This is a genomic window from Alteromonas infernus, assembly GCF_902705815.1.
Window position 1 is genome coordinate 31,462 of sequence record NZ_CACSIG010000065.1, and the last position, 25,771, is coordinate 57,232.

General features: G+C 45.0%; 15 protein-coding genes and 2 pseudogenes. 11 read left to right on the forward strand and 6 right to left on the reverse strand.

Annotated elements, in window-relative coordinates:
* Nucleotides 1-326 precede the first annotated feature (326 nt).
* The 4 genes from ACX5J7_RS15925 to ACX5J7_RS15940 all read left to right on the forward strand — a co-directional run bounded on the left by ACX5J7_RS15925 (nt 327) and on the right by ACX5J7_RS15940 (nt 7,423).
* Nucleotides 327-1,571, forward strand: a complete 1,245-nt coding sequence (locus ACX5J7_RS15925) for an efflux RND transporter periplasmic adaptor subunit (RefSeq protein ID WP_020743743.1) — start codon at nt 327-329, stop codon at nt 1,569-1,571.
* Nucleotides 1,571-4,705: an efflux RND transporter permease subunit gene (locus ACX5J7_RS15930; protein WP_015067379.1), complete on the forward strand. Its 3,135-nt coding sequence runs from the start codon at nt 1,571-1,573 to the stop codon at nt 4,703-4,705. Before ACX5J7_RS15925 ends, ACX5J7_RS15930 begins: the two co-directional genes overlap by 1 nt.
* 47 nt (nt 4,706-4,752) lie before the next feature.
* Nucleotides 4,753-6,912 (forward strand): prolyl oligopeptidase family serine peptidase, encoded by a 2,160-nt coding sequence (locus ACX5J7_RS15935; protein ID WP_287150005.1) that lies wholly within the window; start codon nt 4,753-4,755, stop codon nt 6,910-6,912.
* 154 nt (nt 6,913-7,066) lie between these two features.
* Nucleotides 7,067-7,423: a hypothetical protein gene (locus tag ACX5J7_RS15940; protein ID WP_015067377.1), complete on the forward strand. Its 357-nt coding sequence runs from the start codon at nt 7,067-7,069 to the stop codon at nt 7,421-7,423.
* 98 nt (nt 7,424-7,521) lie between these two features.
* Here the strand turns inward: ACX5J7_RS15940 and ACX5J7_RS15945 are convergent.
* Nucleotides 7,522-9,799, reverse strand: a pseudogene (locus tag ACX5J7_RS15945) (TonB-dependent receptor).
* Nucleotides 9,800-10,063: 264 nt separating this feature from the next.
* Nucleotides 10,064-11,053 carry a GlxA family transcriptional regulator gene (locus ACX5J7_RS15950; RefSeq protein ID WP_498707499.1) on the reverse strand — a complete coding sequence of 330 codons (990 nt, stop codon included), beginning with the start codon at nt 11,051-11,053 and terminating at the stop codon, nt 10,064-10,066.
* A gap of 142 nt (nt 11,054-11,195) precedes the next feature.
* On the opposite strand from ACX5J7_RS15950, the gene ACX5J7_RS15955 reads away from it, so the two are divergent.
* The 4 genes from ACX5J7_RS15955 to ACX5J7_RS15970 all read left to right on the forward strand — a co-directional run bounded on the left by ACX5J7_RS15955 (nt 11,196) and on the right by ACX5J7_RS15970 (nt 15,278).
* A complete protein-coding gene (locus tag ACX5J7_RS15955; protein WP_278383656.1) occupies nt 11,196-12,998 on the forward strand; it encodes an acyl-CoA dehydrogenase in 1,803 nt (600 codons plus the stop codon).
* Nucleotides 12,999-13,109: 111 nt separating this feature from the next.
* Nucleotides 13,110-13,877 (forward strand): SDR family NAD(P)-dependent oxidoreductase, encoded by a 768-nt coding sequence (locus tag ACX5J7_RS15960; RefSeq protein WP_287150011.1) that lies wholly within the window; start codon nt 13,110-13,112, stop codon nt 13,875-13,877.
* A gap of 155 nt (nt 13,878-14,032) precedes the next feature.
* Nucleotides 14,033-14,794, forward strand: a complete 762-nt coding sequence (locus ACX5J7_RS15965; protein WP_012519170.1) for an SDR family oxidoreductase — start codon at nt 14,033-14,035, stop codon at nt 14,792-14,794.
* Nucleotides 14,795-14,819: 25 nt separating this feature from the next.
* Nucleotides 14,820-15,278: a YaiI/YqxD family protein gene (locus ACX5J7_RS15970; protein WP_012519169.1), complete on the forward strand. Its 459-nt coding sequence runs from the start codon at nt 14,820-14,822 to the stop codon at nt 15,276-15,278.
* 95 nt (nt 15,279-15,373) lie between these two features.
* Here the strand turns inward: ACX5J7_RS15970 and ACX5J7_RS15975 are convergent, their stop codons facing one another.
* From ACX5J7_RS15975 to ACX5J7_RS15985, 3 genes and pseudogenes are all read right to left on the reverse strand, one after another.
* Nucleotides 15,374-17,539, reverse strand: a complete 2,166-nt coding sequence (locus tag ACX5J7_RS15975; protein WP_485165309.1) for a S46 family peptidase — start codon at nt 17,537-17,539, stop codon at nt 15,374-15,376.
* 280 nt (nt 17,540-17,819) lie between these two features.
* Complete coding sequence (locus ACX5J7_RS15980) at nt 17,820-19,010, reverse strand: amino acid aminotransferase (RefSeq protein ID WP_020743737.1); 1,191 nt, start codon at nt 19,008-19,010, stop codon at nt 17,820-17,822.
* 255 nt (nt 19,011-19,265) lie between these two features.
* Nucleotides 19,266-19,941, reverse strand: a pseudogene (locus ACX5J7_RS15985) (NRDE family protein); the annotation flags it as partial.
* A 109-nt stretch (nt 19,942-20,050) separates the two neighbouring features.
* On the opposite strand from ACX5J7_RS15985, the gene ACX5J7_RS15990 reads away from it, so the two are divergent.
* The gene (locus tag ACX5J7_RS15990) at nt 20,051-20,686 is read left to right on the forward strand and encodes a 1-acyl-sn-glycerol-3-phosphate acyltransferase (RefSeq protein WP_498707500.1); all 636 of its coding nucleotides are present in this window, start codon (nt 20,051-20,053) and stop codon (nt 20,684-20,686) included.
* Between the two features lie 80 nt (nt 20,687-20,766).
* Nucleotides 20,767-22,008, forward strand: a complete 1,242-nt coding sequence (locus ACX5J7_RS15995) for a cystathionine gamma-synthase family protein (protein ID WP_462836020.1) — start codon at nt 20,767-20,769, stop codon at nt 22,006-22,008.
* 108 nt (nt 22,009-22,116) lie between these two features.
* Here the strand turns inward: ACX5J7_RS15995 and ACX5J7_RS16000 are convergent, their stop codons facing one another.
* Nucleotides 22,117-24,576 carry a CHRD domain-containing protein gene (locus tag ACX5J7_RS16000; RefSeq protein WP_498707501.1) on the reverse strand — a complete coding sequence of 820 codons (2,460 nt, stop codon included), beginning with the start codon at nt 24,574-24,576 and terminating at the stop codon, nt 22,117-22,119.
* Between the two features lie 226 nt (nt 24,577-24,802).
* Between ACX5J7_RS16000 and ACX5J7_RS16005 the strand changes: the two genes are divergently transcribed.
* Complete coding sequence (locus ACX5J7_RS16005) at nt 24,803-25,405, forward strand: FMN-dependent NADH-azoreductase (RefSeq protein ID WP_012519162.1); 603 nt, start codon at nt 24,803-24,805, stop codon at nt 25,403-25,405.
* Nucleotides 25,406-25,771 lie beyond the last annotated feature (366 nt).

The window sequence follows — 25,771 nt, forward strand, 5'->3', positions numbered from 1 at the left end:
AGGTTAAAATTAAAGCCACCGGTCAACTCATAACCAATGAGTGCTTAAATAATCAACGAAAAAATGATAATTATCAATCTTACTTTGTATTCTTTCGATAATTTTTTATATTAGGACTACTGATTAAAGCGTTCACTTAAAAAACAATAAATAGACACAAAATCTAACAATGTTAAGTGGGCATACGCACTAATAAGTCAGTACACTAGTGTTGAAACAATAATAATAGAAAGTCGTCGGGTGACGGCTTGGTAATTATGTCTGCTTACGAACGGTTTGTGATGACTAATGCCATGCTGGTTTCCTTTCGTTCCTAGGGATAGTAAATGAAAAACTCCATGTTAATGAAAAGTGGATTGCCACTTTTCATCGTGTTAATCGCGTTTATCGCCGCCGCTGTTATGATCAAATCGCGTAAACCGCCTGAGCAAGTCCCCGTAGACGTTCCTGCGTTTCTTGTTGACGCCGAAGCCGTTAACTCAGAGCAGGTAAGCTTCATCGTTAAATCGCAAGGTAATGTGGTACCGCGCAACAAGACGTCTTTAAGTGCACAGGTGAGCGGGCAGGTAGTGAGTTTATCTGACGTGTTTATTGCTGGGGGAACGTTTAAAAAAGGTGACGTGCTAGCAACCCTAGAGCAGGACGACTATCGCACCGACCTTAAATTAGCAGAAGCTGAATTAGCGCAGGCACAGGCGGCGCTTCAAGAAGAAATCGCACGGGGTAAAGTTGCTGAACAAGAATGGCGCTCTGTAAGCAGTGTGGCGCCGCCAGAATTAGGGTTAAGAAAGCCTCAGTTGGCTAAAGAGCAGGCTAATGTAAAAGCGGCAGAAGCAAAACTTGAGCGCGCAAAACGTAACTTAGAAAGAACTAAAATCACGGCGCCTTATAATGGCATTGTGGTAGAGCGTAATATCGATCTTGGTCAGTTCGTGGCAATGGGCTCTGTGCTTGGTACCGTTTATTCAACGGATACGGCGGAAGTAAGATTGCCCATCACCGATAGTGATTTGATGTTCATCAATATTGCCGGGCAATCGAGTGAAGGCGTGCCTGTTTCGCTTACGGCTTCTGTGGGCGGTGTTAAACGCACGTGGCAAGGTCAACTTGTGCGCTCAGAAGGCATTTTAGACACGGGTAGTCGAGTGGTATATGCCATTGTCGAAGTTCAAGACCCGTATAACTTCAAAGCGTCTCATAAAGCACCTCTGCGTTTCGGTCAATTTGTTGAAGCAGAGATCACGTCACGTCAAAATGAGCAGTTGCTTGTATTACCCCGAAGCATTTTGCGCTTAGACAACACCGTTCTTACCGTAAATGACAATCGCGAAATTGAAATTAAACCGGTTGAAGTGGCGCGTACCACGGCGAAAGAAGTGTTTATTCGTTCAGGTATTGAAGAAGGTACGCTAGTGGTTAAGAGCGCAGTGCCAAACCCCTACAACGGCATGAAGGTAAGACTGCCTGGCGATGAGCCGGTGCTGTCAGATGAAGCGCAGGCAGATGCACAATCTTCCAGTACTGACGAAAGCGAGAAAGTGGAAAGCAATACCTCCGAAGGAGGCCGCTAATGAGCCGGATAGATACGCAAAAAGGCTTGATAGCTTGGTTTGCTCGAAATAGTGTTGCGGCAAACTTGCTTATGTGGCTGTTAATAGTCGGTGGCTTATTCGGCGCATTCAGCATTCAAAAGCAAGTCTTTCCCAGCTTCGATATAGACGTCATAAATGTAAGAGTACCTTATTTAGGTGCTGCGCCTCAGGAAGTAGAAGAGGGCGTGATATTAAAAATTGAAGAAGCGATAAAAGACTTAGAAGGTATCAAGCAGCTAAACGCCACTGCCGTTGAGGGTATGGGCACGGTGAGTATTCAAGTAGAAGAAGACTACGACGTTGACTCGCTTCTTGATGAAGTAAAAGTGCAAGTGGATGCCATTCCCAGTTTTCCCGCTGATACTGAGAAACCGGTCATTTACCGTCAAAAAATACAGCAGGATGTTATTTGGCTTTCAGTATATGGCGATGCTTCAGAGCGGGAACTGAAAGAGTTTGCCAAAGATTTACGTGACGACATTGCGAACTTACCCGGCATTTCAAGCGTGCAAGTAGTGGGGGCGCGAGATTATGAAATCTCGGTCGAATTGTCTGAAGTCGATTTGCAGAAATACAACCTTACATTTGCTGAAGTGGTATCGCGTTTAAGCCAAACCAGTGTTGACTTACCTGGTGGTTCAATTCGCACGGAAAATGGCGATATCTTACTGAGAACGAAAGGGCAGGCCTACACGGGCTGGGACTTCTCGCAAATTATCTTATTGACCAATGCAAACGGCACCCGCGTTACGCTGGGAGATGTGGCCTATATCAATGACGGCTTTATCGAGAATAACCAATACGCGTTATTTGATGATAAACCCGCCGTAAGCCTTCGTGTCCGTGCGGTGGGCGATCAAAACGCGCTGGAAATTTCAGAGCAAGTTAACAACTATATAGACAGCCAAAAGTCAGAGTTTCCTGCGCATATAACGGCTGACACGTGGGGCGATAGTTCCTTTTATTTGGCTGACCGGCTAAATATGATGCTTGAAAACATGTTCTTTGGTGCGCTACTCGTATTTTTAGTGCTGTCTCTTTTCTTGAAAATTAAACTCGCCTTTTGGGTAATCGTTGGTCTTCCGGTATGTTTCCTTGGCACGTTATTGGTGATGCCGCTAGATATGATTGGCGTATCTATAAATATGCTGAGTTTATTCGCTTTTATTCTGGTGTTGGGGATAGTCGTTGACGATGCCATCATTATGGGCGAGTCGGCTTATTCCGAAATTGATAAGAAGGGCCACAGTGCTGAGAACGTTATTGCGGGTGTAAAAAAGGTAGCAATGCCGGCAACCTTCGGTGTACTTACCACTATTGCGGCGTTTTCTCCTATGTTAATGGTGTCAGGGCCGTTTGGTATTATCTGGAAAACCATAGGCATGGTGGTCATTGTCTGCCTAATTTTCTCGCTCATAGAATCTAAGCTTATTTTGCCAGCTCACCTTGTACATATGAAGCTAAAGCCATATGACCCGGCAAAGGCAAACGCATTTCAACGGTTTAGAGACTTTTTCAGCGAAGGAATAAAAACCTTTATTAATAACAAATATGCCCCATTTCTCGCTAAAGCGGTACGCAATCGTTATACGACGGTTGCGGTTTTCATGGCGATGCTGATATTAACCGTAGGTTTATTTGGTGGCGGTATTGTCCGATTCGTATTTTTCCCGAATATTCCCAGCGACTTTATGATTGCAAGCTTTGAACTGGAGCCGGGCTCGTCGCTAGAACAACGCGATAACGTGTTAACAACGTTACGTGAAGCCATGCACCGCATGGACGATAAAGTTGCACAAGAATCTGGCGACAATGTTATTAAACACGCCATTGCGTTTGATAACGGTAATCTAGGGGGGGAGATATTCGCGGAGCTTACCAAAGGCGAAACGCGAACGCTTACCGACTTTGAAATCCAGAATATGTGGCGTGAAGAGTTACCTGAAATTCCAGGGGTGAAGTCTTTTAATATCAGTTCGCCGGGTGGGCCTGGTGGAGGCTCAGATCTAAGTTTTGAATTTAGCTCTAGCGATATAAAGGCATTACGGGCAATTAGTGATGAGTTAAAAGAGGCGCTTGACGGTTACGAAGGGGTTACAGATATTAATGATACCTTTTCTGGCGGCAGTGAAGAAATTCAGCTTGCCCTTAAGCCGCAAGCCGACGCGCTAGGAATTTCGTTACGGGACTTAGGGCAACAGGTGCGATTTGGCTTTTATGGTGCTGAAGTACAACGAATTCAGCGCGATGACGAAGAAATAAAGGTGATGGTACGTTACCCCAAAGCCGAACGTAGCTCGGTAGAACACCTTAAAAATATGCGAGTTCGCGCGCCAAATGGCCAAGAGATCCCTTTCGAACAGGTCGCTACGTTTACCGTAGGTCAAGGCTTCGACTCGATTATCCGCGTTGATGGTAAGCGTTCTGTTACAGTATCAGGAGCAGTCGATAAGGCGTTACTTGACCCATCAGAGGTAACCAATGACGTTATTGATAATCTGATGCCAGACCTATTAGCGCGCTATCCCAATGTAGAATTCAAACTACAAGGGAATTCAAAAGAGCAGGCCGATGCAATGTTTAGCTTAATGCAAGGATTATTGTTTTCGCTTTTTGCTATTTACGCCTTACTAGCTATACCGCTTAAATCCTACAGTCAGCCGTTAATTATTATGTCAGTTATACCCTTTGGTATTGTTGGTGCCATTGTCGGTCACTTAGTGCTTGGTATGGCAGTCAGTGTATTGTCTATTTGCGGAATTATCGCGTTGTCTGGCGTTGTAGTGAATGACAGCTTAATTATGGTGGATTTTGTAAACCGCGCTCGCAAGGAAGGAATGTCACTAATGGACGCGGCGATAAGCGCAGGCACCCAGCGCTTCAGAGCGATTATTCTCACCTCGTTAACAACATTTATGGGGTTGATGCCCATTGTCTTCGAACGCAGTTTACAAGCACAAGTTGTGATCCCTATGGCAATCTCGCTGGCCTTTGGTATTTTGTTTGCCACGGTGATTACGCTGCTACTTGTTCCAGCACTTTACCTCATTCTTAACGACCTTAAGAATGTATTTAAAGGCAGAAAACAGGCTCAAATTACGACAGAAAGCTAAGTAGAGAATGCCGGGTAACACCGGCATTTTTCTTATAAGGACTAAAAATGAAGAAAAAACTAATATACGCAGCCGTGGTTGCAGCATCTGCAGGGGTAACCTTTGCTTGTTCAACGTCCTACAGTAACAATGCAGAGCCGGCGAAAAGCGAGATGCAACATACAGCGATGCCAACAGTGTCTAGCTATCCAGAAACAAAAACCGTCGCGCAGCAGGACAATTATCACGGTACTACAGTGAGCGACCCTTATCGCTGGCTAGAAGAAGAAAGTGAAGAGGTAAACGCGTGGGTTGAGGCCCAAAACGAGCTTGCTCGTCCTTATCTAGCTGAGCTACCTTCTAAAGCGTTGTACAAAGAGCGCTTAACCGCATTGTGGGATTATGAAAAGTATTCAACGCCCTACATGGTAAATGACAAACTCTTCTATACGTATAACGACGGATTGCAAAACCAATATGTCCTCTATATGGCTGATGGGCTAAACGGTAAGCCTGAAGTGCTCATTGACCCCAACACCCTAAGTGACGATGGCACTGTATCGATGGCGTCAACTGAACTAAGCCCGAAAGCGTCGTATCTTGCATACATGCTATCCGACGGTGGTACAGACTGGAAAACCATTCATATACGTGAAACCAGCAACAAATCAGATTTAACCGATGTTATTAAAGGGGTTAAATTTTCAAACGTAGCGTGGCTACCTGACGAAAGTGGTTTTTTCTATTCGCGTTACCCAGAAAATGACGCAGGTGAGTTTGACGATAGCCAAACCGTGTCTATCTATTTTCACGCAATAGGCACAGCGCAAAATGAAGATACAAAAGTGTTCTCATTTGACGGCAAACCTACCTGGAACCCATACCCACTGGTTATTCAAGACGGTGAAACACTATTAATCTCGGTATTTGAAGGCTATGAAGCCAATGGGGTATACGCTAAGTCGCTAAAAGAAAAAAACAGTAAGTTGATACCAATCTTTGATAAGTGGGATGGTCGCTACGATTTTATTGGTGAAAAAGAAGACTCGCTTTTCTTTACATCAACGGCCGATGCGCCAACAGGTAAGGTTGTAAAGGTTGAGTTCGACAATGGCGTTCAGTCAAGCGAAACTGTTATTGAAAGTACGTCAGATACCTTAAATAGCGTATCGCTATTAGGCGGTAAGTTATTCGCTCAGTACCTTAAAGATGTAAAAGGGCAAGTGAGTGTATTTGACTTGTCTGGCAAACAAATTGATGACATTTCGTTTTCTGATATTGGCAGCGTAAACGGCTTTTATGGAGATGAAACTGCCGACACGACGTTTTACAAGTTAACGGGCTTCACTAATCCTGGCCAAGTTTACGCTTATGATGTTCAAAGCGGTGAGTCAACATTATTTAAGCGCATAGATACTGGCATTAACTATGATGACTATGTAACCAAGCAAGTCTTTTACACCAGTAAAGATGGCACCAAAGTGCCTATGTTTATTGTACATAAGAAAGGATTAAAGCTTGATGGGAATAATAAAACCTTACTGTATGGCTACGGTGGCTTTAATATTTCACTAAAACCCGGCTACTCAGTGTCCAGAATGGTATGGGTTGAGCAAGGCAATGTGCTTGCCATCGCTAACTTGCGAGGAGGTGGTGAGTATGGCCAGCAATGGCACAAAGCGGGAACTAAGTTAAATAAGCAAAACGTGTTTGATGATTTTATTGCTGCAGGGGAGTACCTAGTAGAAAGTGGTTATACCAACCCTCAAAAAATGGGAATTCAAGGCGGCTCTAACGGTGGCTTGCTGGTTGGTGCAACGTTAACGCAGCGCCCCGATCTTTTCGCTGCCGCCTTACCGGCTGTAGGGGTACTAGATATGCTTCGCTATCACACGCCAAGCGCTAATGCTCGCGCATGGTCGTCTGATTATGGTTTGAGTGAAAACAACGACGAATTTGAAGCCTTGTATGCTTATTCTCCTGTTCACAATACAAAACCTGGAACCTGTTATCCGGCAACCTTGGTTACTACTGGCGATCACGATGACCGCGTAGTTCCTTGGCATAGCTATAAATTTGCGGCACAACTTCAAGCCGATCAAGGCTGCGATAACCCCGTATTACTTCGTGTTGAAACCCGTGCAGGCCACGGTGCTGGTACACCAACGTGGATGCGTATTGAAGGCTATGCTGACCAGTGGGCATTTTTAGAATCGGCCCTCGAATAATGCTAATCGCCCGTCACTAAACGAAAGCCGCTTGTTAAAGCGGCTTTTTTTGTTTGCATTTTAATCAAATGACCATATACTGTATAAATATCAGTATGGTTTATTTTGACTCTTATTGTGGTGTGTCGGCGTCGGCACCTTTTTGGAGATGATTATGCAAACAGGCATCAAAGCGGTCGATCAACTTATTACAAAGCACGGCATATTAGCTGACTTAGGTTCAGATACGTTTCAGCGCCGTAGTCGTTTAACTGGCGGCGATGAGCGAGCTAATACACTGCCGTTCTGCATGTATCAAAAAATCGTAAATGCGCCCTTGTCTCACCAGTTCACGGTACATCACTTTTATATGCCAGGAAATAAAGGAAAGCTTGCTAGCTTTTTGTTTGATGAGAAAGGGCAGTTGATAGAGCAGGTTTACTATCAAAAAGTGGCGCGCTGGGTAAAGGTGTGCCGAAAGCTACAGCAGCTTGTGCAAACGCCTACTTCAGATATTCATATGGCGGCGTAGAATGGCATAAAAAAAGCAGAAACGTTTTTCAACGCTTCTGCTTTTATACTAAATAATTGAATAGCTACAAAAATTGAAAGTAGCTAACTAATCTTCGCTTAGTAATACGTGTACTTAAACTCAACACCCCAAACGCGTGGTTCGTTTACGATACCCGTTAGGTTGTTGAAGTCGATAGCACCTTTAACGTTATCTTCGTCAGTGATGTTACGACCAAATAGCGCTACTGTGTAGTTATGCGCAAAGTTTTCGTAACCAATGCGTAGACCGCCTTCGAAGTTGTCTTCAGTAGTAAATTCAACAGCTTCGTATAGGAAGATGTTAGTTTCACCTTGGAACGCCCAATCAGTAAACACAAAGAACTCACCGTCGTCACCCATGGGGATAGTGTAACGCGCAGTAAAGTTAAAGATTGACTCTGGTGCTTGTGGGAACGGGTTACCGTCGATTGAAGCAACAAAACCGTCTGGACGAGGATCAGTCACTGTACAGTTACCTGTAGAACCAAAAACAGGGTTAGTACCACATGGTGAAACGGTCAGCGTGTCGTCTTTAATTTCAGTGTGGTTGTAGCTGTAGCCTGCAGTGAAGGTTAGCTCATCAGTCGCGAGCCATTGTGCGTCTACTTCAAAACCATACGCTTCGCCTTTGTCAGCATTTACAAGTGCTGTAAAGTTGTTGCCGCCACCAATCGCCGAGAACTGCATATCATCCACTGTGTAGTAAAATGCTGCAGCGTTAAGACGTAGTGAGTCGTCGAACAAGTCAGACTTAATACCCACTTCGAACGAATTGATAGTTTCTGCATCAGCTACAGAAGGTGCACCTTCAAATGCAACGTCACGACCCTGAATCGTTTGAGCTCGGAAACCGTTAGCATAGCGAGCAAATAGTGACATATCGTCTGTCACACGGTAGTTAGCACTCAATTCAAAGCTAGTTTGACCATCATCTACATCAATGTCGTCATAATCTTGAATCAGCGCATCTCCAGTAACCAGTGCGAAGCCGTCAACGTTTTGATCGCCAACAACCAAGCTCTTAGAGTCATGTGTATAGCGAATTCCACCGGTAACGTTTAATTTCTCATTCACTTGATAAGACGTTTGACCAAATACTGCCCATGTTTGGTTGTCATGGAAAACCGTCGTTGCGCCAAAGTAACCGTCGATACTGGTTACGTTGAATGAGGCATCATAATAAAATGCACCTACTTGCCAGTTCAGCGCATCACGACTGTTGCTCGAAAGTCTAAATTCCTGAGTGTACTGCTCTAGATCGTCAAGATTGTCTTGAGTAACCGCTGAGAAAGGAATGAAGCCTGGTCCTGATGTGCCGTCAGCAAGGTTGAAACCACCATCAACATCACCAAGGCTTGAACCGTCAGCTGTTTCAAGCGCAGAGATTGACGTAAATGTTACTTCATCCATGTCGTACTCAAGTTTTAGTGACGCACCAAAACCATCGTACTCTTGAGGGTTATTATCGATGCCGTCGCCTTGAAGATCACCATCATAATATACCGTTTCGCGATCGTAGTTAGCGTTAAGCTCGTTACTACCCTTATCGAATACGTTTGCACGGAAAATAGACGCTGTGCCCTCAAGCTCGCGACCATGTACGTTTAGTAGGGCAGAAAAGTCTGCTGATGGTTCCCAAAGAAGCTGTAGTCGATACGCTTTTTCGTCGTATCCGCCAATTGCATCGTTTTCGCCTGTGAATGCGTTGTCGATGTAGTCATCACGTTCTTGTGATAATAGAGAAAGACGTGCTGAAAGCTCATCTGTTAAGCCGCCGCTGATTGCGCCTTCAAAATTCATTGTGCCGTAAGAACCAAAGCCAGCTTTTGCGTAGCCTTCTAAATCTTGTGTAGGTTTAACGGTGTCGAACTTGATAATACCCGCGGTAGTGTTGCGGCCGAATAGCGTGCCTTGAGGACCGCGAAGTACTTCTACTTGCTGTACGTCGAAAAGCGGGAAGCTTTTTAATACAACATTTTCCATTACCACTTCGTCCATAATAATAGAAACAGGTTGAGAAGCGGCAAGGTCGAAGTCGGTGTTACCAAGACCACGAATATAAAAGCGTGGTGCTACACGACCATTTGATGATTCGGCGTAAAGGCCCGGAACACGAACTGCAAGTGCTAGAATGTCTTCACCGCCTGAGAATAGGCTTTCGAATTTTTCTCCGCTTAATGTCGCAACAGAAATTGGTACTTCTTGAATTGATTGTGTACGCTTTTGCGCAGTAACGGTAATCTGTTCAAGTGAGGCTTTCTTTTTTTTCTGTCGTTGCGGCCTCTTGTGCAAGAACTGAAGAGCTGAACGCTGCACTAACTGCTAACGCTAGCGTGGCGATTTTATGTGTTCTCATGTTTCCACCAAGATGATTTTAAAATTATACTTTTGTAGTGTTTTTAGCACAAAAATTAACAATCTATGCTTGGCGTTGCATTTTACACAAAGTTTGCAATAAAAACTTCAAATTTGTGCAACTTTACAAACTTTTGCCCCCTTAATGCACAACATTAGCAGCAGTGAATATATCGATGAATATTTATTGCACTGAGGTAAAGCAATGAGAGACAACTATGGTTTTTATTAGTGCACAGTTATCAGGCCATAAACACAGCCTGTATTAGCTGCGGTTAAATTTTATGCGGTATTGTGACGGAGAGAGCCCCGTCGTATTCTTAAACAAGCGAGTGAAGGAACTTAAATCTTCGTAACCTACAGCGTTTATTAAGTTTTCTAGCGGCATAGTAGATGTTTCTAACAGTTTGCGAGCTTGTTCAATACGTAGTGCTTGTAAGTACTGACCAGGTGTAATATCACAGGCGTTTTTGAATCGGCGGATCATTGTGCGCTCAGTCATATTGTGTTTCTTGGCTAATTCTGCAAGCGTGGTTTTGCTGCGCACGTTTTTCTCTAAATACGACTGAATTTCCATGATGTCTTTGTCAGCATGAAGCCGGCGCTGCCTGCTGCTCGCGTAAATCGTTTGGCTTGTTCTAGACACATCTAGCACATGTGATTTAGCGGTATCACTTGCAATTTGGTGCCCGCAGTAACGTTCAATTAATTGCGTGGATAAGTCTATCCATGCCATCCCACCCCCTGCACAATAAACCGCATTGTCTTCCGTTACCATTTTGTCTGGCTGTAAATTAACGTTCGGGTACATAGATTTGAACTTGTCAGCGTAGCCCCAGTGAGTAGTTGCGGTTTTGTTCGTTAAAAGACCTGTCTGGGCGAGTAAAAATGTTCCTGTGCAGTTCGCCGCAATGTCAGCGCCTACTTTTTGCAAACGTTTTATATGTACGAGTAGAGGCTGTGTATCTCTCAGTACTTCGTCGATATTCCCGCCAATAGTGGGAATAAGAAGGATATCGGTGTGTGATACATCCTCAATGGCGATGTTGGGTTGTAACATGATTTGGTTCGAACACATAAAAGGCTGGCCGTGGTGGCTTGCCAACTGCACCCTAAACTGTGGAGAAGGGGAAAGTTTGTGAATACGCTGCCAACTGATGCCAGCAAAAGCGAAGACATCAAGCGCGCCAGTGATGGCTGAGGCAAGGGCTTGGTCGAAGCCTAATACGGTAACAGTGAACCTGGTGCTATTCATAAAAGTAATTAGAGTTATTTTAAAAAATAAGTCTGAGTTATTGTTGGCGGCATTAACCATTATTGTGTCATTATTGACAATAATGGCATGATAACGAATATGACACAATGTGTTAACAAGTATTCGTGAAGGACAAAACACCATGGCCGATCAACTTATTCCTCGCCGTGAAATGCAATTCCAATTGTATGAGGTATTAAATACCGCATCGCTCTGCGAAAAGTCACGCTTTGAAGAACATAACGTAGAAACATTCAACGCTGTTATTGATATGGCTGAGAAAATGGCTGAAGAGCTATTTCTTCCTCACAATGCGGTGGCTGATAAAAATGAGCCTACGTTTGATGGTTCAAAGGTTTCGATGATCGATGAGGTTAAAGTCGCGTTTGATACGTACCGTGAATCTGGTTTCATTGCCGGTCACTTTGATTTTGAAGACGGCGGCATGCAGCTACCCGTTACGGTAATGAATGCCTGTGCGGGTTTCTTTTTAGCGGCTAACCCATCATCTACAGCTTATCCGTTTCTAACCGCAGCGGCTGCAAACGTCATTAAGCATTTTGCTTCTAGCGATATCAAAAATGCGTTCCTGCCAAAGATGCTTACAGGTGACTTCACAGGAACCATGGCATTGACAGAGCCTCACGCGGGTTCTTCACTTGCTGATATCCGCACTTCAGCCAAACCGCAAGATGACGGTACTTACCGCATCAAAGGTAGCAAGATTTATATTTCAGGCGGTGAGCATGAGCTATCTGACAATATCGTGCATTTGGTGCTGGCGAAGATACCAGGTGGTCCTGCAGGCGTGAAAGGTATTTCACTTTTCGCTGTACCTAAATACCGTTTAGATGCAGACGGAAATCCAGGTGTGCGCAATGATGTTACCCTTGCGGGCCTTATTCACAAAATGGGCTACCGCGGTACTACATCTACGGCACTTACGTTTGGCGAAAACGGAGATTGCCACGGCTATCTTATTGGCGAGCCTCATCAAGGTTTGCGTTATATGTTCATGATGATGAACGAAGCGCGTATTGGCGTGGGCTACGGTGCTGCCATGATAGGGTATCGCGGGTACCGCTATTCATTGGAATACGCAAAAGATCGCACCCAAGGCCGTGCTGCTCCTAACTTAGCGCCAGAAGATGACCCGTCACCTATTATCAATCATGGCGACGTGCGCCGAATGTTACTCGCGCAAAAAGCCTACTGTGAAGGTGGTATGTCGCTTTGCCTGTATGGCAGCATGCTGATAGACAAAATGGAAACCGAGACGGATAGTGAAAAGCGTACCGAGCTTTCCCAGCTGTTAGACTTATTAACGCCGGTGTTTAAAGCCTGGCCATCAGAGTTTGGTCCTAAAGCGAATGACTTAGCTATTCAGATTTTGGGGGGCGCGGGTTATACCCGTGAATACCCTGTTGAGCAATGCTGGCGTGACAACCGCTTAAACCCCATTCACGAGGGGACTAATGGTATTCAAGCACTTGACCTGCTTGGTCGAAAATTGTGGCAACACGACGGTAAGGGGCTAGAGGCGTTGCTTTCTCGTGTAACGGGCGACATGAAGCGTGCAGAAACGCCACGTGCACAGACACTTGCCGCTAAGCTAAAGCCTTACCTAGACAAGCTAGGGGCACTTATTCAACAAGCTGCCACCGATTTGCGTTCAGACAAACAACCGGTATTGCTTACTAACGCAAGCTGCTTTTTAAATATATTCTCAAGTTGTGTAGTGAGCTGGATTTGGCTGCGCCAAGCGAATGTTGCCGAACAAGCACTCGCGAGAGGGGCAGGCGAACAAGACGTTGACTTTTACGAAGGCAAGTTAGCAGCCGCCGAGTATTTTTTAAATTGGGAACTGCCGCTGGTTAGTCGCGACATCGAAGTACTCACGTCACAAGACGCCACATGTAATAACGTTAAAGCGAGCTATTTCTAAATTGAGATAAGCCTTAAAAGGGAAAGATGCTATAGCATCAGGCGGCAAGCATTACATTCATTGTTGCTTAGCCAGTCATTGAATTGAAGTACATTTTTTGGAGTTCATTACATGAACGTAGCTGCAAATGTTGAAGGTAAACATATTCTTATCACCGGTGGTGGCTCTGGTATAGGGGCTGCTTCCGCCCGGGTTTTAAGTGCTCGTGGGGCCTTAGTGGGTATTGCCGATTTAAATGAAGACAACGCGAATTCGTTGGCAAGCGAAATTGAACAGGCTGGTGGTAAGGCGTACGCCGTAGCGGTAGATGTTACTGAACCTAGCCAGGTTAAGGCCATGTTCGATACGGCGTTATCTCGCACCGATAAAATAGACGTGATCATCAATAATGCGGGTATCGATCATTTTCCAGCACCGCTCACCGAAGTCGATGACGCTATGTTTATGAAAAATATTCAGGTGAATTTAGCGGGGGTATGGTACTGCATGAAAAATGCGTTGAAGCATATGACAGCAACAGGTGGTGGACACATCATTAATATCGCTTCCGTTGCTGGGCTTCGCTCTGCGCCTATGATCAGCGCGTACAGTGCATCAAAACACGGTGTCATTGGGTTAACCAAATCAGCGGCAGTGGAATATGCGCGTGCCAATATTCGCATTAACGCTGTTTGCCCCAGTTTTGTAGATACCCCTATGGTGCAGGGTGTGCTGTCAAAACTCGATGAGCGTGGTCAAAAAGGTCTGATTGGCGCAAACCCGATGAAGCGGCTAGGTAAGCCAGAAGAAATTGCAAATGCGGTTGCCTGGTTGTGTAGCGATGAATCATCGTTTATGACGGGCCAGTCGGTTGTATTGGATGGGGGCATGCTGGCATAAGCTTCACTATGGCGCTACCACTAAGCGTAGGGGCAATATAAAAGGTTATGTACCTTATCTATATAAGCCTTAAAAACGATTACGAAACTATGCAAGAAGAGAATAAATCACAATCTGCATAGTTTGCTCGAAAACAGCAAGAGAAGGAATATTTAATGAAAGACTTGTTCGATTTAACAGGAAAAGTGGCACTAGTTACTGGCGCTAGTCGCGGTATTGGTGAATCTATTGCGCGTTTACTTGCTCAGTACGGCGCGCACGTTATTGTATCTAGCCGTAAAATAGACGGTTGTGAGGCGGTTGCTTCTTCAATTCGCGATGCGGGCGGCAAAGCAACGGCATTGGCTTGTCACGTGGGTGAGATGGAGCAAATTACCGAAGCGTTTGATGCGATTAAACGAGATTTCGGTAAATTGGACATTCTTGTGAATAACGCTGCGGCAAATCCGTACTTTGGTCATATTCTGGATACCGACCTTGGTGCCTACAATAAAACAGTAGATGTAAATATTCGCGGCTACTTCTTCATGTCGATTGAAGCGGGTAAAATGATGAAAGAGCAGGGCGGTGGCGTCATACTCAATACCGCTTCAGTAAATGGTGTAACACCAGGCGATATGCAGGGTATTTATTCAATCACCAAAGCTGCGGTTATCAGCATGACTAAGTCGTTTGCAAAAGAGTGCGGTAGCCTAAATATTCGAGTGAATGCCTTATTACCTGGTTTAACTGACACCAAATTTGCATCTGCGCTTACTACCAATGAACAAATACTTAAGCATGCGCTTAAAGTAATTCCGCTGGGCCGCGTAGCCGATCCAGATGAAATGGCGGGCACGGTGTTGTATTTAGTATCAGATGCATCAAGCTATACCACGGGCACGACAGTGGTTGTAGATGGTGGTATGCTAGCGTAAATAGAGACAATTACGAGATACGACCATGCATATATGGGTTGACGCCGATGCGTGCCCTGCAGTGATCAAAGATATACTTTTTAAGGCAGCTAGGCGTACCAAGCTGCCTTTATCTTTGGTGGCTAACCATTCTATGTCTGTTCCACCAGACAAGCACATAACCCTTACACAGGTGCCTTCTGGCTTCGATGCAGCTGACGATTACATTGTAGAGAAGTGCGAGGCGGGTGATTTAGTCATCACCAACGACATTCCTTTAGCTGCTGATGTACTAGGGAAAAATGCGCTTGCGTTAAACAACCGTGGTGAGGAATACGACAAGTCGTCAATTAAGCAAATACTGGGTATGCGAGACTTCATGGACACCATGCGTTCAAGTGGCGAACACACTGGCGGTCCAAAGGCGTTCTCCCAGCGCGATAAACAAAACTTCGCTAATGCACTAGATCGCCTCCTAACCCAAGGCCTCCGCGCCCTCAAATAAAATAATGGGGTCAGAGTACATTTCGCCTCTAATGATGGGGTCAGAGTACTTTTACATTGACAAAAATGTACTCTGACTCCATTTGGTTTTAGTAATTATTTTACGATGGTCATTTCTTCGATCAGGTTTGTTGCACCGTCAACGTACTCCATTACCCATAGCATGTAGCGCGTGTCTACATGAATGGTGCGGGTTGTTTTCGGATCAAAGTCCCAATCTGAGTTAACGCTTTCAAACGTACCGTCAAACAACAAACCGATTAGTTCTGCTTTTGCATTAAGCGTTGCAGAGCCTGAGTTACCGCCTGTAGAATCTAAGTCCGTTAGGAAGTTTACCGGTACGCTATTGATATCTTCAAGTTTGTACGGACCATATTGCTTATCTTTAATAAGCTCAAGCTGCTTTTTCGGTGAATCAAACGGTGTTTCGCCGGTATCTTTTTCAGTAATGCCTTCAAGACGGGTAAACGGCTCGTAAATAAGTCCGTCTTTTGGCGAACCGCCCATCACGTTACCGTAAGTTACTCGAAGCGTGCTGTTTGCATCCGGGTAAGCAAGGCTGCCCAAAGACTTTTGCCATTCGATAATCGCGCTCATGTATTTAGGGCGAAGCGCAGCAGCTTTACCGCTAAGCGTTTTACTTTTATCTTCAATAGCCATTTCAGTATCGAATAATGCAACTGCTAGTTTGATGAATGGGTCGTTGCTCTTCTCAAACGCTTCGCGGCTTGCGGTTAACCACTTCAAACGCTCTTCAGTATTGTTCAGTGACGTGTTGTCATAAAACGCTCTTAACTTATTATGAAGCGTTTTGCTGTCAGTACTACCGTCAATGCCTACTGCTTTATCGAAAGCCGCAACTCGGTTTTCTTCAGGCTGCTCTAGGTACATGCTGATCATCTTTTGCCACACGGCTTGATCTACCACAGCGTCGAAGCGGCGCTCTATGCGCTCTGCGCTTTCTTTAAGACGAATTTGATCGCGCTCTTGATACCCACGTTCACGCTCTGCATCTGGCTTTTCCCTTTCAATTGCGTTGCGATATAAGGTTTGCGCGGATGACAACAGTTGTGCACGACTTAGGTTGTTGTACCAGAAGTTTTGCTTGTTCATCTGCATTTGTTCTGCGCTAACCGCATCAAGATCGGCAAGGGCTTGTTTTAGTTCACTCTTACCATTTTTATCAAGCCATGCTGCCAGTTGCTCTTCACGCTCGGCGCGGCGAGGAACAAGCCCAACACGCTTAGCGCCAGAAAGCTGACCTAATGTGTTTTTATGAAAGTTATTCAAGCCTGCAAGTGTTGCTTCATATTTAATACGAGCATCGCTACCTTCTTCTGACGAGGTTTCAATGGTTTTAATCCATTCGTCTACCAGTTCAAGGTAGGTAGGGTATAACCAGTCAAACATGTACGAAACTTGCGACAAACGCGCATAGCGATTCGTTGAGCCAGGGTAACCCGCCGCCATTACAAAGTCGCCGTCTTCAAGGCCCGCTGCCGAAACTTTAAGGAAGTGATCGGGTTCAAACGGCACGTTGTCTTCACTGTAATCAGCGGGTTTACCGTCTTTACCTACGTAAGCGCGATAGAAAGAGAAATCACCGGTGTGGCGAGGCCACATCCAGTTATCTACATCGCCGCCGTATTTACCGATAGAATCAGCGGGCGCATAAGCAATACGCACGTCACGGATTTCCATTTGCTTAATAAGCTTGTATTCAAGGCCTTGGAAGAATGACGGAACAGAGCAGCGAAAGCCTGCTTCTGACTCACATTCTGCAATTAGCGCTTTACGGTTTGCCTCGATAAGGTCGTAGCGCTCGCGCCCTTGAACGTCATCATTGATACCGCCAACAACTTTGTCGGTTACGTCAGAAAAATCCACCGTAACAAACATGCGAGTGCCTGGTGCTGCTGGCAGTTCGTCACCAATTTCTTTTGCTAAGAAGCCATCTTTTAAGTAGTTGTTTTCTGGTGTGCTGTTGTATTGCACTGAACCGCGGGCACAGTGGTGATTGGTTACCGCTAAGCCTTTGTCAGACACAAACGATGCTGAACAACCACCAAGCGACACAATAGCGCCCATTGGAAACGCGGTTAAGTCGTTAATACTACTTGCAGGAATTTCCAAACCGGTTTCTTTTAAATCGCCAGCAATTGAAGGGAGTTGCTCTGGCGTGAACATGCCTTCCTTAGCACCTACCTGCATTGCCGTGCCGAGCAACGCGGCAGAAATACAAAATACACTTACTTTTGACATGGGTGTTCCTTGTTCTTGTCGTTAATCTAATTGTTATAAACCAAACTTAATACATACCAAGTTAACGTATACGTCAACATTGTTATAGTGTAACGATTATTTCCTGTTCGCCCTATGAAAAAGCACCGGGCGTGCAACACAAATTTGTTAGCAAGTGTAACGAGACGTCGTTTAAAGCGTTTATAAGCCTTTCGTCGCAGGGGAGTGAGGAGAAGAGACAAAACAAAAAAGGCAGAGTTTAAACTCTGCCTTCTGAATTTTTAAAAACGTTGGCTAACGCTTAAAGCACTGATACCAACGCTTTCGCTAGTGTTTCAACGTTTTCTTGGTTGATGCCTGCAATGTTTACACGGCTAGAATCAACAAAGTACACGCTGTGCTTTTCACGCACTTCGCGCACTTGCTCAGGTGTAATACACAAGAACGAGAACATACCTTTTTGATCGTTCACAAAGCTAAAGTCTTTCGGTGAACCATTGTCGTGAAGGTTTTGAACAAGCATGGCTCGTAGAGACTTCATGCGGTCGCGCATTTCGTTCACTTCAGATACCCATTCGTTGTTCAGTGCTTCGTCAGCAAGAATGATGTCTACCAATGCACCACCGTAGCTTGGTGGCATAGAGTAGATGCCACGTGCGATTGACTGAATTTGACCCTGCGCAATTTTACGGGTTGCTGAGTCTTCAGTAATGATGGCCGCTAATCCAACGCGCTCGCGGTAAAGACCGAAGTTTTTAGAGCAAGAGGCCGCTACAATTACTTCTGGAAGATTTTCGACCAACAAACGCATGCCGTAGGCGTCTTCGTCTAAACCTTCACCAAAACCAAGGTAAGCCACATCAATAAATGGTAAGAACTCACGCTCTTTCGCGACTTCGAGTACTTCATCCCATTGTGCATTAGTAAGATCTGCACCTGTTGGGTTGTGACAGCAACCGTGAAGAAGAACGATATCGCCTTTTTCAGTTTTGCGAAGAGTTTCCATCATAGCGTCGAAACGAATGCTTGCAGACGCTTTATCGAAGTACGGATAGGTTTCAATTTTAAGGCCAGCAGAGCCAATAAGTGGAATATGGTTAGCCCATGTAGGGTCGCTTACCCATACCTTGCCATTTTCATTACAACGAACTAGCAGTTCTGAAAGAATACGCAGCGCACCACAACCACCAGGCGCTTGAACCGCCGCAACGCGGTCTGCAAGAAGTACTGGACTATTCTTACCTAAAAGCAAAGACAACATGCCATCAATAAAACCTTGATTACCCTGAGGCGTGATATAGGTTTTGCTGGTTTCGGTGTCTAAAAGCACTTGTTGTGCTTTAGCAACACTTGAAAGAATAGGGGTATTACCTTGCTCATCTTTATATACGCCAACACCTAAATCGATTTTATTTGGGTTGGTGTCTTCACGAAAAGCAGCTGACAGGCCAAGAATTGGATCTGGGGCGAGATGGGGTAATACTTCAAACACGATATGTCCTCACGTTACGTTGGTGTGCAAAAGTTAGCAGGCAGGCATTATGCCACCGATGGTAGAAAAAACGACCCCTAAAGGTTGAAAATATTTCAATTATTCGGCTAAGGAAAACGTAAACGAAAGTTTCATTTCAGAAATACCCTAAATTGAAAAAGAAAAGGCACGGGTTTCTAGCACCTCGCCCTTATCTGAGAAACGACGCTCTTTCCATGAAATAGTATTGTTTTTATCGACTAATAGTAGCGTAGAGGTGCGAGTGCCATATTTTTCAGTTTGAATAAAAATGGAGGATAACGCCTTTTCCCATTCGTAGCCTATGCCAGTGTCGGGTAGCTGCGCGTCGTTAGCTTTGTTGTCACAACGCAAAATATCAAATAAGTCGTCATCAATAATGCTGCTCTTATTCGCAACATAATCGTTCAATGCGGTAACGCCTTGGGTCACTTTTGGCCAAGGTGTAGCAATATCAGCGTTAGACAAACCATACACGCCGGTATCGATTGGATGGGTCGAATTGTTTACATTGTTGTAAACCTGAAGCGCCTTTACATTACCAAATAACAAATTATAGCCATTGTATTGATGGCGCGTATTTTCCAGCGTCTTTAAATATTGTGATTGAGCACAGTGCGTTGCGTCAACCTGGTCTTGCTTCAACCAGTTAGCGACTAATTCGCCGCGAGACACCGCATTTTTTATTTATGCTATTGGGGGCTCTTACATTGGTAAGCGCTGCCATGGTGCCATTACGTGTAACGCCCATCCAGGTGCCGTTAGCCTCTAAATCCTGCCCTGCAAGTAAGTGTGGGTAGCTATTCCAAAAATGTGAAGGGGAAGTAGGCCGCGCGTAAAACTCATCCCTATTGGCCGCAATAATAAGCGGGTAATCGTCTCGCATTTTATTAGCGATAAAAAGAATACACATGCTCTTCCTTAAATATGTCTGATTTCAAGCAAATAACAAATACCGTTAACAATTGCGTTACATTAGCATATTGATTACCCTTCGCTTAGAAGTAGTAATGAGAATAATAATGACAGAATTTACGAAAAGTAGCATAGAAGGACGTGCAATAGGAAAGGTAAATGTAGGAGAAAATATTCCTCGAAAATGGCCTAATTGGCTTTCACAATTTGCTGCGTGGCTTCTTACGAAAAGGGGCTGGAAAGTTGAAGGTGAGTTAATCAATCAAAACAAGGCGATTTTGGCAGTGGCACCGCATACGTCTAACTGGGACTTCTTTATTGGCCTGTGCGTAGTGTTTTCTTTTAAGCTTAATATTAACTTCTTCGGAAAACATACCATTTTCAGAGGTCCGCTTGGCGCAGTGGTAAGAAGGCTGGGCGGTATTCCTATTGAAAGAAGCAAAGCCCACGGCGTGGTTACCACTATAGCTCATCAAATTGCGCAAGCAGACCATCTTGTTCTAGCGCTTGCACCAGAAGGGACTAGAAGCCCTGTATATCCATGGAAAACAGGGTTTATGCATATTGCGAAGCAAGCCAATATTCCCATTCAAGTTATTGGGCTAGATTATGCGGAAAAGACTATCGTTTTAGGGCCAATTATTCAGAATGTGACTAATATAGATGAACAAATGCAAACTATTTATACGTTTTATGATAATGTTTGCGCAAAATATCCTAAAAACTGCATTACAAAGCCATAGCTGTTTCGTAAGAAGCAGTGAGTACTGTTTAAGTAACGTACTAGGCTAAGTCGCAATCATCTATTTTCGGAGCTTCACCCGTGACAAAATTGGGATTCACAACCCGTCAGGTTCATGCTGATCGCATGCTAAATACACCAGAACATGGTGGTGTCCATAGCAGTACATCTAATTCAGTGCTTTTCGAGTTTAAAGATGCTCAGGGCATCATAGACGCCTTTCAAGGAAAACGTGCTGCTCACGTCTATTCTCGCTCATCTTCACCGTCAGTTGCTGCGCTTCAAAACATGCTTTGTGAACTTGAAGGTGGCGTAGGTGCGCTATGCTATGCAACGGGAATGGCTGCTATAAGCAGCACCTTGTTTGCGTTGCTTAAGTCAGGCGATCATTTAATAGTAAGCCAGTACTTGTTTGGAAATACCCGCAGTTTTTTTGAGACCATCAAAGACTTTGGTGTGCAAGTAACCTACACAGACGTTACTGATATTCAGCAAGTAAAAGAAGCGTACCAGCCGAACACAAAGGGCGTATACTCAGAAACCGTGGCGAACCCGGTAACCCAAGTGGCTGACCTTCACGCTATCGGTCAGTTTTGTGAAGAAAAGCACGTGCTGTTTATGGTTGATAACACCATGACCCCGCCACCAGTTTTCTACGCAAAAGACGTTAAGGCATCACTGGTGTTTTGCTCATTAACCAAATACATTGCAGGTCACGGTAATGTGTTAGGTGGAGCAGTGGTTGACACTGGCAACTTCGACTGGACAAAGTTTGACAACCTCAAGCCTGCTTATCAGGTGGCAGATACTGCACAGTGGGGTATTACCCAGATCAAAAAGAAAGGCTTGCGCGATTTAGGTGCTACATTGGCACCGCAATCAGCTACGGCCATCGCTCTTGGCATGGAAACCCTTGATTTGCGCTTAACTCGCAGCCAGCACAATGCCATGGAACTCGCTACGTTTTTAGATAACCATCCAAAAGTGTCTAAGGTATTTTATCCTGGTCTTGCCGATCATCCTCAGCATTTCATGGCGCGCGAGTATCTAAACGGTGGCTACGGTGCGATATTGAGCTTTGATTTGATTGAAGGCGCTAACCCTGTGGCGTTTTTAAACGAGATGGAGCTGGTAATCTGCGCCACCCACTTAGGCGATAATCGCACCCTCGCACTACCTGTTGCACCTACTATTTATTTCGAGAACACGGCAGAAGAACGTGAGCTTATGGGTATTTCCGATACCATGTTACGTATTTCAGTAGGTATTGAAGACACTCAGGATCTGATTGCGGATTTTGAAGCAGCGCTAAACACGATTTAGACAATGTTTTGCTGAGTTAAAGTACAGAAGAAGGGGCTTTCGCCCCTTTTTTATTTTGTACTAATTGCGTTCAATATAATTAAAGCAATACGTTTGACTGGCCTCTGTCTAATCAAAACCTAGGGTAATTTGACCGCGAATTTCACCGCTTGGGAATGCATCTGAGTGGAAGTTTGTGTAAAGACCTCCGTCAGCCATAACACCCATTTGCTCAGAGGTTAGCGTTGTATTAGCTGGCACCGACCACATACCATCTGTACCGTCAGTAAGCCCCAGTAATACACCACCGTTTACACCCGCTTCACCTTCGTGGATGTGCGCCATGTTGGCCGTCATACCTGTAATGGTTACGCTACCAGATAGTGCACCTGTGGATGTGTTCAGCGTGAATGCACCCGCGCCGCTTGCTGTTGTAGTAACGGCCGGAACTTCTTGTAAGCCATCGGCAATGATGCCGTACACTTCGATATTGTCAGGCGTGATCTGGCCTCGAATTTCACCGCCAGTGAATGCCGCAGTGTGTACATTCACATAGTGACCTCCTGAAAGTAATTGCGTAGCTGTAGCTTCGTCAAGCATTACGCTTCCGTCCGTCATCCAAACGCCAGCTGTTTCGTCACTTTCCACCAACGCTTCTAGCACAGGACCATTTACTCCAGCAAAGCCAGTGTGAATGTGTGCCATTGTGGCGTTATCGATAGTGGTAACCGCCACAAGAGAAACATTATTGTTGGTCGTATCGAAAAGGGCATAGCCAGAGCCCATAGCCATAGTATCTACCGCTGGTACTTCTTGACTGCCGCTTAGCGAGAATGTCACTACCGTTGTAGTGTCAGGGACAATTTGGCCACGCACTTCGCCACTTGGATTAGCTGTGGTATGAACGTTTAGATACCACTCACCGCTAGTCAGCGCATCTAGGTTACTCGGTGAAATGGTAGTTTCAGCTAAAACATAGGTACCATTTCCAGCATCGGTCAGTGGGAAAGCAACAGGGCCGTTCATACCAATGCCCCCATCGTGAACGTGAACGCCAGTAACTTCGGTTAAACCGGAAACATCTACACTTACGCTAAATGCAGGTAGATCCTCGTCAATCTCAACGACTGCCGTTGCAGTAGACATGGTATCAACAGCAGGTACCTCTTGCGCTCCACTTAAACTAACGTTGTAAGTCATATCAGCATTAAACGCTGGTGGGGGTGGTGCTAGACCATCAAGTAACGCTAACTGCGGTAAATCACCTTCCATCGCGCCATCAAGTGCGATTGCCGTGTATATCTCACCGTTTACTAGTGATAGTACACCCGTTTCGATAGCAGCGGTTTTTGTACCGGTGGGGGTTACAGTTACCACATAGTCGCCTTCAGCTAAGCTAACATACCCTGTTTCAACAAGCTCGCCTGTATCATAGGCTATATCTGCAAAGGTGGGGTCAATGGCATCAATTTCGCCATCCGCTGTCACATAAATATCAACGTTTCCAGCAGAGGGTGAAGCATGAATAATTCGCACTTTTACTTCAGTTGCAACAGAACGTGGCATATCAAGCAGTACGTCTAACTCTGGCGCTGCTAGAGTATTATTTGCGATAGCGGTATACGACATGCCGACTTCTAGCGATAATTCTGCATCGTCAATTGCCACAACACTACTATCGCTATCCGCTACTACATCAATTAAATAATCGCCGGCAGCAACAGAAAGATAATCGGTTGTACGAGGGAATTGGATGCCGTCTACCAACACAATTTCATTATTAGCAATTACATCAACCGCTGGCGCGTCGCTGATACCATGGACCACGCGAATCGCTGCACCCGCTTCTGTGTCCCATATTTTAAAGCTGCCATCACCATCTGCTGCAAGCAGCGTAACGGGTGATTCCCCCGTACCTACATTGTTAGTAGCTGCGATAAGCAAGTCTGCACCATCGGCGAGATTAACCGTGCCTGAATCGTACACCACCGAGGTTTCACCTGCTGGTGTAATACGAATTTGGTAATCTCCTGCTGGAACCTGAATCAAGTCTGTAGAATCAGTAAATTCAGCAGTGACAAGTGGTTGTTCCGCAGTGATGTCTGTATCGGGGGCAGTAACATAAATGTCGACCGTCGGTGCCATAGATGCTGCATGTACAATCTGAACTTGCGCATTACCGGCTTCAACGGCTGTTTCGGTGCTTGTTACCGTGAGAAGCGAAAGCGATTCATCTGCTACATTACCAACAGCAAAGATGTCGTAATTCATGTCTGCTTCTAGCGTTACATTGGCTTGTAAAACTTCAGCGTTTTCACCTGGAAGAATGCCGGTTACACCAATGTCGTAGGTACCCGTTTCCACTCTAAAACGGGAAGAAGCGACTTGGTAGTCTACATTTTCAAGGCTGTTTAATATGGCATCATTTGCGGTAACGTTAACCATGGGGGCATCCGATGCGGCGTGAACAACCCTAACATTGGCAAATTCTGGAGTGGGCTCTTGAACCACATCGTCGTCGTCATCTGAGCAACCGAATAAAAACAGTGGTAGTATTGAACAAGCAAGGAGTGCTTTGGTCCTTCTCATATTTCGTATCCTCTTAATTGTGTTGTGGCAAACTCGATTACGCAAAGCGAAATAGAGAAGATCAACCTCCTTGCAACATTAACGCAATGTAATGTTTTCATATTGTTTACATGTCTAGGCTTTGTTCTATAAAATAGAACAAAGCCTCCTTAATTTTAATATTTTCATCCAAGCTGGTTGGCCTAATATATGAGTCCTTTCGAGATAACAGATATTGGAGGTCTGCATGAAGACAGTACTAGCGATTTTTTCTAGCCTTAACGGTACAGAGGGCAACTCATCTAAACTCGCCAACGAGTATCTATTAAAAATTGAGAACGACGATAGCGTGCGCATCAACCGCGTGGATGTTGCTTCACTGGCGCTGCCGCATTTAACTGGCGAAGAAATGCAGGCGTGGATGACGGATGCATCTGAAAGGAACGAGTCTCAACATGCATTGGCAAAAATTTCTGACAATATTGTTGAAGCAGTGAAAGCGGCGGACGAAATTGTACTTGCAGTACCTATGTATAACTTTGGCATTCCTTCTAGCCTTAAGGCCTACTTCGACCGTATCGCAAGGGCTGGTATTACTTTTAAATATACAGAGACAGGCCCTGTAGGCTTGTTAGAGAATAAATCAGCCACGGTTTTTGCAGCCCGTGGTGGTGTTTACGCTGGTTCAGACTTTGATACACAAACACCATATTTAAAACATTTTTTAAATTTCATCGGGATCAGCGATGTAAATTTCGTTTATGCTGAAGGACTTAACATGGGTGAAGAGCAAGCGAATAGCGCTTTTGCCGATGCGAATGAAAAAATTATTGAACTAACGAAGGGCTAAACACACTAAATTAATGCAGTTAGCTAAAACGTAGGAAGTATGTTTTCAGCTAAAAGTGTGTTCCAAGTTGAGTGTGCTTGATTGCCCCGCGTATTACGCGGGGCTTTTTTGTTTGCCCAGCGAAGCTGGCAAACCCGTCAGGTTGAAAGAAACCTGAATCACCCTGACTGAGGGGAAGATAATCCGAATGGCAAGGGCGCTGTTGGCCAACGATAGGGTCTGAAGGAAGCCATAGGAAGTTAGAGGTACACAACGAAAGTGAACCTGATTCGGCAAGGCAGGTGGGTAAGCGTGCAAAATAGCGCGAAGCCCGATACTCAGTCAGACCTGTTTTGTGTTTGAGGGTTTAATTTCTAACAGGGAGCC

Coding starts and splice junctions, on each gene's coding strand:
- ACX5J7_RS15925 (WP_020743743.1), top strand. CDS start 327: ATGAAAAACTCCATGTTAATGAAAAGTGGATTGCCACTTTTCATCGTG.
- ACX5J7_RS15930 (WP_015067379.1), top strand. CDS start 1,571: ATGAGCCGGATAGATACGCAAAAAGGCTTGATAGCTTGGTTTGCTCGA.
- ACX5J7_RS15935 (WP_287150005.1), top strand. CDS start 4,753: ATGAAGAAAAAACTAATATACGCAGCCGTGGTTGCAGCATCTGCAGGG.
- ACX5J7_RS15940 (WP_015067377.1), top strand. CDS start 7,067: ATGCAAACAGGCATCAAAGCGGTCGATCAACTTATTACAAAGCACGGC.
- ACX5J7_RS15950 (WP_498707499.1), bottom strand. CDS start 11,053: ATGAATAGCACCAGGTTCACTGTTACCGTATTAGGCTTCGACCAAGCC.
- ACX5J7_RS15955 (WP_278383656.1), top strand. CDS start 11,196: ATGGCCGATCAACTTATTCCTCGCCGTGAAATGCAATTCCAATTGTAT.
- ACX5J7_RS15960 (WP_287150011.1), top strand. CDS start 13,110: ATGAACGTAGCTGCAAATGTTGAAGGTAAACATATTCTTATCACCGGT.
- ACX5J7_RS15965 (WP_012519170.1), top strand. CDS start 14,033: ATGAAAGACTTGTTCGATTTAACAGGAAAAGTGGCACTAGTTACTGGC.
- ACX5J7_RS15970 (WP_012519169.1), top strand. CDS start 14,820: ATGCATATATGGGTTGACGCCGATGCGTGCCCTGCAGTGATCAAAGAT.
- ACX5J7_RS15975 (WP_485165309.1), bottom strand. CDS start 17,539: ATGTCAAAAGTAAGTGTATTTTGTATTTCTGCCGCGTTGCTCGGCACG.
- ACX5J7_RS15990 (WP_498707500.1), top strand. CDS start 20,051: ATGACAGAATTTACGAAAAGTAGCATAGAAGGACGTGCAATAGGAAAG.
- ACX5J7_RS16000 (WP_498707501.1), bottom strand. CDS start 24,576: ATGAGAAGGACCAAAGCACTCCTTGCTTGTTCAATACTACCACTGTTT.
- ACX5J7_RS16005 (WP_012519162.1), top strand. CDS start 24,803: ATGAAGACAGTACTAGCGATTTTTTCTAGCCTTAACGGTACAGAGGGC.